At 67.4% G+C, this 7418-nt stretch carries 8 protein-coding genes; 1 reads left to right on the top strand and 7 read right to left on the bottom strand.

Going from position 1 to position 7418, the window contains the following annotated elements:
* The 4 genes from K2Y56_RS25640 to K2Y56_RS25625 form a co-directional block, all read right to left on the bottom strand.
* Positions 1-471: acyltransferase family protein (locus K2Y56_RS25640; protein ID WP_292514794.1), on the bottom strand; the 471-nt coding region annotated here is incomplete at its 3' end.
* Positions 472-610: 139 nt separating this feature from the next.
* A complete protein-coding gene (locus tag K2Y56_RS25635; protein ID WP_292514791.1) occupies positions 611-1630 on the bottom strand; it encodes a GNAT family N-acetyltransferase in 1020 nt (339 codons plus the stop codon).
* 196 nt (positions 1631-1826) lie between these two features.
* A complete protein-coding gene (locus K2Y56_RS25630; protein ID WP_292514790.1) occupies positions 1827-2213 on the bottom strand; it encodes a DUF2267 domain-containing protein in 387 nt (128 codons plus the stop codon).
* A gap of 191 nt (positions 2214-2404) precedes the next feature.
* Positions 2405-2728 carry a hypothetical protein gene (locus K2Y56_RS25625; RefSeq protein WP_292514787.1) on the bottom strand — a complete coding sequence of 108 codons (324 nt, stop codon included), beginning with the start codon at positions 2726-2728 and terminating at the stop codon, positions 2405-2407.
* 249 nt (positions 2729-2977) lie between these two features.
* On the opposite strand from K2Y56_RS25625, the gene K2Y56_RS25620 reads away from it, so the two are divergent.
* Positions 2978-4525: a helicase HerA-like domain-containing protein gene (locus K2Y56_RS25620; protein ID WP_292514785.1), complete on the top strand. Its 1548-nt coding sequence runs from the start codon at positions 2978-2980 to the stop codon at positions 4523-4525.
* Positions 4526-4586: 61 nt separating this feature from the next.
* Here the strand turns inward: K2Y56_RS25620 and K2Y56_RS25615 are convergent, their stop codons facing one another.
* The 3 genes from K2Y56_RS25615 to K2Y56_RS25605 form a co-directional block, all read right to left on the bottom strand.
* On the bottom strand, positions 4587-6125 hold the full coding sequence (locus K2Y56_RS25615) for a peptide ABC transporter substrate-binding protein (RefSeq protein ID WP_292514797.1): 1539 nt from the start codon (positions 6123-6125) through the stop codon (positions 4587-4589).
* 66 nt (positions 6126-6191) lie between these two features.
* Positions 6192-6626 carry a heme-binding protein gene (locus tag K2Y56_RS25610; protein WP_292514782.1) on the bottom strand — a complete coding sequence of 145 codons (435 nt, stop codon included), beginning with the start codon at positions 6624-6626 and terminating at the stop codon, positions 6192-6194.
* A gap of 75 nt (positions 6627-6701) precedes the next feature.
* On the bottom strand, positions 6702-7418 hold a 717-nt coding region (locus K2Y56_RS25605; RefSeq protein WP_292514779.1), incomplete at its 5' end, for an alpha/beta fold hydrolase.

The raw sequence follows: 7418 nt of genomic DNA, 5'->3' as shown, positions 1-7418 counted from the left end.
ATAGAGGTAGACCTCCTGGCGCAGAGACCACAGCGCCCGGTCGATGACGAAGGTCGCGTCTCCCGGACCGAAGGTGAGGGTGATGCCGCGCAGGAAGGCAATGAGGTCGAGACGGTAGTGATCGCCCGTGCGCGTCAGCAGCGGCAGTCCGGCATGTCCGATGGCACCCACCGCGAACGTGACGACGATGGCGAGAATCAGCGGCGGCCAGATCCGGGCGATTCGATGGACCGCGTAAGGCACCAGAAACCGCCCGCGGTCCTCGGCGATCAGCCGCGACAGGCTCGTGGCGATGACGAAGCCGCTGAGAGAGAAGAATACCATGACCGATAGTCGGCCGACCCACTCGACGACCCCGGCGACCGGCGCTTCGAGATGCGGATAGGCCATGCCGAGGGCGTGGCTGACGAGCACGGCCTGGGCCGCGATCCCGCGCACGCCGTCGAGCGCCTCGTATCGATAGCCCCGCATCGCGGCCCGCATCCTCCCTCGACGAGGACGACATCGCCCTGGGCCGCCCCGATCTCCTCCTATCGAGGCGGAGTACTGGAGCGCCGTCATCCAGCGGCTTAGGCCGGGTTCGGTGGGAGGATCAACCCCTCCGATACCGTCAGGCCGCCCTGCGGTTCGCGGCCGGCCCGAAATGGTCGATGTAGCGCGACGCGATCGCCGAGACCGGCAGCACCACGAACACGTCGGTCGTGCCGAACTGATGGTCGACCACAGCGCCGTCGCCGAACGTGGCACCGACCCGCAGATACCCTTTGATCAGCGGCGGAAGCGCCTGGAGGGCGGCTTTCGGATCGACGGCCTCGCGGCCGAGGCGGTCCATGGCGACGTAGCGCTTCGCCAGAGCGCGCGCGCACCATGCCTCGGGCGCTCTGGCGTGGTGATGGAGAAAGCTGAGCTGAAGGGCGAGGCGATCCGGGTCGGTGCCTTCAAGGCTGGCGCAGCCGAGCATGGCGTCGATGCGGTGATGCTGGACATAGGCCCAGATGCCGGCCCAGAGCAGCTCGACAGTCCGCTTGGTCCGGTAGGGCTTCAGCACGCAGGAACGGCCGAGCTCGAGGAATCGCTTGCCGGGATTGGCGGCGAGTAGCGGCGCAATGTCGTACTCTCCTGCGGTGTAGAATCCGAAATGACGGTCGGCGGCGTCCTGGCGGAGCAGACGGTAGGTCCCGACGACCTTCGGCCGCGGCTTGCGAAAGGGCTTCGCCTCGGTCGCCGCATGGTCGATGACGAGGAGGTGGTCGCAGACGGTGTCGTAATCGTCGATGTCGCGGCGGGCGAGCAGGTTGATGCCGCTCGGGATCGCCGACATCTCTTCGTAGAATACCCGGTAGCGCAGGCGCTGAGCCCGACGGATCTCCGACACCGAAGTCGCCAGCCGCACTTCGAGATTGCCCAAGCGGCCGAGACTGGGATCGAGCCCGGGAGCCGCGAGCGGCTTCTTGAGCCGGGGCTTGAATTTGATCGGCGCACCGCCCTGGGGGAGGAAGCCGAGGCCGGGAAAGGCTGCCAGGCCGGCATCCGCCCGCTTTTGCTTGAACCGGGCGAACGGCGCGTTCACATGCGCCTCCCATCCGTTGAGCCACGCCGCGGAGGCGTCCTTCGCGAAGTTCGGGACCATCGGTACGCCCTGCCAAGCCCCGAGGGCAGCTCCCTCGGAGCCGCAATCCTCTCGTCTCGATCCCGGCACATGACCATGAAGCGAGAACGCTTTTATGACAGAGAAAGGCGTTTTTGTTGAGTGGCTTGATATGACGGACTAGACGTTCTTCGGCGGCCCGGCATTGGGTAGCCGCCGAAGCTCCGATCATCTGGGCTCAAACGAACTGATTGAGGCCCGGGACGGAGCCGACGATCGGACCCATGACGTCCTCACCGGCCTTCTCGCGGCCAAAAGCGAAGAGTTCGCGGCCGAGGGGCTGCATCTGGCCCATCGGCACGCCGGCCGACATGAGCTTCTGGCCAAGCGCCATCACGCCGCCGCCCATCATGCCGCCGAGCATCCCCATCAGGCCGCCGCCACCTTCCGCGGCTTTCGACTCCGCGACGAGTGCTTCCGAACCCGGCATCGCGGCGAGAAGCTGGCTCACCTCGGTGGCCGGCCCTTCCTTCTGGAGGAAGGCCAGGATGTGGCCGATGGCGGTCTGCGCCGTCGCCGCGTCTAGGCCGGTCACGCTGGTGACGCGGGCAATCAGTTCGTCCATTTCAAAACGCTCCAGGGTTGTGTGCCGCTAGTCCTTCGAGCCTCCTCGCCCCGAAATCAAGGGGATGTCCTCGCCGAAGGATGCAAAGCCGACATCCTCCGCACTCGACCGCGCGGCTCAAGAGCTCGTGGGTTGCTTCGCCCAGAAAGGGGTGGACACTCCGCAACCTTGCGGAGCGCCCGCCGTGGGGATCAGAAGCGCGGGCCGACATAGCCCGGGCCGCCGCCCAGCAGGTTGCCGGGTCCGATGCCTGTGCGGCCGTAGCTGCCCGGACCGTAGCCGCGGCGACCGTAATATCCACGCCCGCCGTAGCCGCGGTTCCCATAGCCGCCGTAGCCGCGACGGCCGTAGCCGTAGCCATACCCGCGACGGCGGTAGCCGTACTGCACGGTCTCGGCCGCCGGAGCCGCCTCGGTCGCGCTCGGAACGGGCAGGGGAGCCGCAGAGGCCGGTGCCGGCGCGAAATAGAGAGCGGCGGCGAACATGCCGGTGGCCAGGGTGATCGCTGTCTTCAAGGGATTTCCTCCAGGAGATTCTTGGGCTCCGAACCGGACCCGGTCGATCTCGCAGACACCAACGCAGAAAAGAGTGGTTTAGGCGACGACCTTGGGTCCGTTTGCCTAAAAAGGTATTCTCATCTCCGAATAGCGACGCGGCTTCGGAGCGTAGCCATTCGGGAGAAGCCTGGAAAATCCGAACGGCCACGGTCATAATCGACAGGTCGACCGCCCGGAGCGCGGCGAAAAATGTTGGAGCGAGCGGTCATGCAGGGCGACGGCAAGACACTCGAGGGCAAGATACTCGAGGGCAAGATCCTCGTCGGCAAGAGCGGAACGAAGCCGGAGGCCCTCACCCTGCGGCTCGCGAACCGCCACGGTCTCGTCGCCGGCGCCACGGGTACCGGCAAGACGGTGACCCTGCAGGTAATGGCGGAAGGCTTCTCCAATGCCGGCGTCCCGGTCTTCGCCGCCGACATCAAGGGCGATCTGTCGGGCCTCGCCGCCAACGGGGAATCGAAGCCGGTCTTCCTCAAGCGCGCCGAGGAGATCGGGATCGCCTATGAGCCGGACCGGTTCCCGACGGTGTTCTGGGACCTGTTCGGCACGCAGGGACACCCGATCCGCGCCACGGTCATCGAGATGGGGCCGCTGCTCCTGGCGCGTCTCCTCGAGCTCAACGACACCCAGGAAGGCGTCCTCAACATCGCCTTCCGCGTCGCCGACGACAACCAGTGGCCGGTCCTCGACCTCAAGGATCTAAGGGCCCTGCTGCTCTACCTCACCGAGAACCTGAAGGAGATCTCCGGCACATACGGCAACGTCTCGGCCGCCTCGGTCGGCGCGATCCAGCGTCAGCTTCTGATGCTGGAAAACCAGGGCGCCGACCAGTTCTTCGGCGAACCCGCCCTCGACCTCAACGATTTCATGAAGGTCGATCGCGAGGGCCGCGGCATCGTCAATATCCTTGCCGCCGACAAGTTGATGCAGCGCCCGCGGCTCTACGCCTCGTTCCTCCTGTGGATGCTCTCCGAGCTTTTCGAGCAGCTCCCCGAGGTCGGCGATCTCGACAAGCCCAAGCTCGTCTTCTTCTTCGACGAAGCGCACCTGTTGTTCAACGATGCGCCGAAAGCGTTGCTCGATGCCGTCGAGCAGGTCGTGCGCCTCATCCGCTCCAAGGGCGTCGGCGTCTATTTCGTGACGCAGAACCCCCTCGACGTTCCCGAGACGGTGCTCGGCCAGCTCGGCAACCGCGTCCAGCATGCCCTGCGCGCCTTCACGCCGCGCGACCAGCGCGCCGTCAAGGCTGCGGCCGAGACCTTCCGCCAGAACCCCGGCTTCGACGTGGCGCAGGCCATTACCGAGCTCGCCGTCGGCGAGGCGCTGGTGAGCTTCCTGGAAGCGAAGGGCACACCCTCCGTGGTGGAGCGCGCGCTGGTCGCGCCGCCGCAGGGACGGGTGGGCCCGCTCACGGAATCCGAGCGCGCCGAGCTGATCGCCAAGAGCCCGCTGCGGGGCAAGTACGATCAGACGGTCGACAACGACAGTGCTTACGAGATGCTGGCCAAGCGCAAGAACCTCGAAGCGGCGCCCGCCGAGGGGGCGCAATCGGAAGGGGGCTTCGGCGGGATGCTCGGCGGCCTCGTCGGCGGGATTTTCGGCTCGAAGCCAGCCACGGGAAAGGGCCGCCGTCCCCCGCAGAGCATCGCCGAGCAGGTCATCGGCAACGCAGCGCGATCGATGGCGCGGACAGTAGGAACCCAGGTGGGTAACGCGATCCTGCGCAACGTGCTCGGCGGGCTGATGAAACGCTGATCGATGGTTGTCCGTCATCGGCCTGAATCTGATCGGCACCCAGACGGTCGATGCCCGGCCGTCAGGAACCCAGCGTCAGGAACCGCGTCGGCGAGACGTTGCGCAGGTTCTGGCGATAGCCGGAAAGGCGCGGCGAGATCAGCGCCTTCGAGCGGGTATGCATCAGCGGGATCCAGGGCAGGTCGGCGAGGAGGATGCGTTCGGCCTGGAACAGGATTGCTGCCCGGCTTCGGAGATCGCGTTCGGCCGCAGCCTGCCGCATCAGCTCATCGAAGGCCGGGCTCGCGTAGCGGCCGCAATTGAAACCGACATTGTCGGTTTCCAGCAGGAACAGGAAATTCTGCGGGTCGGAATAATCGGCGATCCAGGAATAGCGCGCCACGTCGAAATCGCCGCCATCGCGCAGGTGCGCGAAATGGGTCTTGGCGTCGGTGTAGACGAAGCGGGTCTCGACCCCGATCGCCCGCCACATGTCCGCGATGGCGATAGCGGTGTTGCGGTTGTTGTCGCTGGTGTTGAACCGATACTCGACGTGGAGCGGACGCGCCGGCCCGAACCCGGCGGAGGAGAGCAGCGCGCGAGCCTCCTCCTCGCGGTCGATCGGCATGGCCTCGCGTCCGGCGAGTTCCGGCGGCGGCAGGGCATTGTCGAGGCCCGGCGGGCAGAACGAATAGGCCGGCGCCATGGTGCGGCCCCAGACCACCTCGCTGAGGAACTCGCGGTCGATGACGAGGGACAGGGCGCGGCGGACCCGGATATCGTTGAAGGGTGCTTTTCGCAGGTTGATCGCCAGGGCGGCGAGGCCGAGTGCCGGGCCGAGCTTGACCTGATCGCCGAAGCGCTTCTCCAGGGAGGGGATCTGGTCGCCGGGAAGGTCGGCGAGGGAATCGATCTCGCCGGCGGCGTAGCGGCGCACGGCGCTCGACAGATCGGGTGTCGGCAGGAAGGCGACGGTCTCGATCCGAACCTCGCGCGCCGCGTAGTGGTGCGGGTTGCGCACCAGGGTGATGCGGTCGTTCGGCACGATATCGGCCAAGCGGTACGGCCCGTTCGAGACGAGGTTTCCGGGTTTGGTGAAGGCATCGCCGAAGCGCTCGATGCTCGGGGGATGAACCGGCAGGGCGGTCTGGTGGGTCAGGAGTTCGAGGACGTACGGCGTCGGCTGGTCGAGGGTGAGGACCAGCGTTCGCGGGTCGGATGCCGCGACGCCGAGGGCCTCCGCCGGGGCAGAGCCCTGGTTCACCGCACGGGCATTTCGGATCGGCGCCAGGATCTCGGCATATTTGGCGGCGGTCATCGGATTCATGATCCGCCGCAAGGCGAAGACGAAATCCGCGGCGACCACGGTATCACCGTTCGACCAGCGCCCGTCCTCCCTCAATGTGAAGGTGTAGGTGAGGGCGTCGGGCGAGACCGTCCAATGCGTCGCGGCGCCCGGTACGATGGCGCCGGAGGCGTCGTAGGTGAGCAGTCCCTCGTAGAGGTCGCGCAGGATATGCGCCTCGGCCACGGTCGAGGATCGGTGCGGATCGAGAGTCTCTGGGTCGGCGTCGTTGCCGCGCCGATAGACCGGCGAGGCCGCCTCAACACCGCCGGCCAAGGCCGTCGCGAGAAACGCTCCGCCTCCGGCGAGGCAGTGGCGGCGGTGAGGCTTCACCGGCCCTTATCAGGCGCCGGTCTGTGCGATGAACCCGGCCGCCTCGATACCGGCGACGGCGCAGAGCTCGTCGTTATCGGAGGTGTCGCCCGAGATGCCGATGGCACCGATGATCCTGTCGCCGTCGCGGATCAGCACGCCGCCCGGCACCGGCACCATGGCGGCCGGTCCGACGAGATGGCTCGCGGCGGCGACGAAATAGGCCTGCTCCTCGGCCCGCTTATGCAGGACCCGCCCGCCGACCCCTAGCGCCAGACAGCCATTGGCCTTGCCCATCGCGACCTCGGCCCGGCGAAGGGAGGAGCCATCCTCGACAGCCACGGCCTTGAGGGCGCCGCGGGCGTCGTAGACCACGACGCCGAGGGGTTTCAGGGCGTGCTCCCGCGCCGTCGCGAGGGCCGTGGCGACGATGGTCTGAGCGGCGGCGAGGGTGAGGTCCGACATCGTGACTCCGGGGCGCGCCGGCTCCAGCGACCGGGCTGTCGCATGGATAGCGCGCGGCTCCCGGCGGGACTAGCCTCAAGAGCCCGTGGCCGCCAGGAAGGCGTCGTAGCGGGCCGTCACGTCGCCGAGCCGCTCGAAATGCGGGAAGGCCCCGGTTGGCAGGACGTCGACGGTCCAGTTCGGCTTGCCCCTGACCTCGTCGACATGGCGGTAATCGACGAAGTCGCCGCGCGTGCCGTGGACCATCCAGACCGGCCGTTCGAGCACAGCATAGACCCGGCTGATATCGGCCGGAAACAGATGCCCGGAGATGAACGAGAAGGGGGCGTGCTCGGCGCCGGGCTGGTGGGCGGAAGCCTGGTCGTACTCGAACAGGCCCTCGTCGATATCCTTGGAGCCCCAGGTCTTCTCCAGGAAAAAACGCATGCTCGGGCGGCTGACGAGGAGGTCGAACAGGGGCCGGCCCCAAAGCGGCTGGGAGACGATCGACCGCGCCGTGTCGCTGCCGCGGTGGGATTGCGCCGGACCGGAGCCCGAGAGCCGCGCATCGAACCCGGTCGGGCTGATCAGGCCGAGGCTGCGATAATCCTCGGGCCGCTCGATGGCCGCGCGGGCGAGGTACTCGGCCGAGAGGGACAATCCGACGGCATCGACGGGCCCGCCGCCATGCCGCGCGCGGATCTCCGTCACGATCGCATGGATCGCATCGGTCATCAGGCGCGGCGTGTAGGTGCGGGGACTGCGCTCCGAGAAGCCGAAGCCGGGCAGATCGATGGCGTAGACCGGCCGGCG

Source organism: Methylobacterium sp., from assembly GCF_019745455.1.
In the GTDB taxonomy this organism is placed as follows: domain Bacteria; phylum Pseudomonadota; class Alphaproteobacteria; order Rhizobiales; family Beijerinckiaceae; genus Methylobacterium.
This window is presented reverse-complemented; position numbering and strand designations above follow the sequence as displayed.

What these genes read in the sequence shown, in the direction of transcription:
- K2Y56_RS25635 (WP_292514791.1), bottom strand. Translation starts at nt 1,630, where the DNA reads ATGGTCCCGAACTTCGCGAAGGACGCCTCCGCGGCGTGGCTCAACGGA.
- K2Y56_RS25630 (WP_292514790.1), bottom strand. Translation starts at nt 2,213, where the DNA reads ATGGACGAACTGATTGCCCGCGTCACCAGCGTGACCGGCCTAGACGCG.
- K2Y56_RS25620 (WP_292514785.1), top strand. Translation starts at nt 2,978, where the DNA reads ATGCAGGGCGACGGCAAGACACTCGAGGGCAAGATACTCGAGGGCAAG.
- K2Y56_RS25610 (WP_292514782.1), bottom strand. Translation starts at nt 6,626, where the DNA reads ATGTCGGACCTCACCCTCGCCGCCGCTCAGACCATCGTCGCCACGGCC.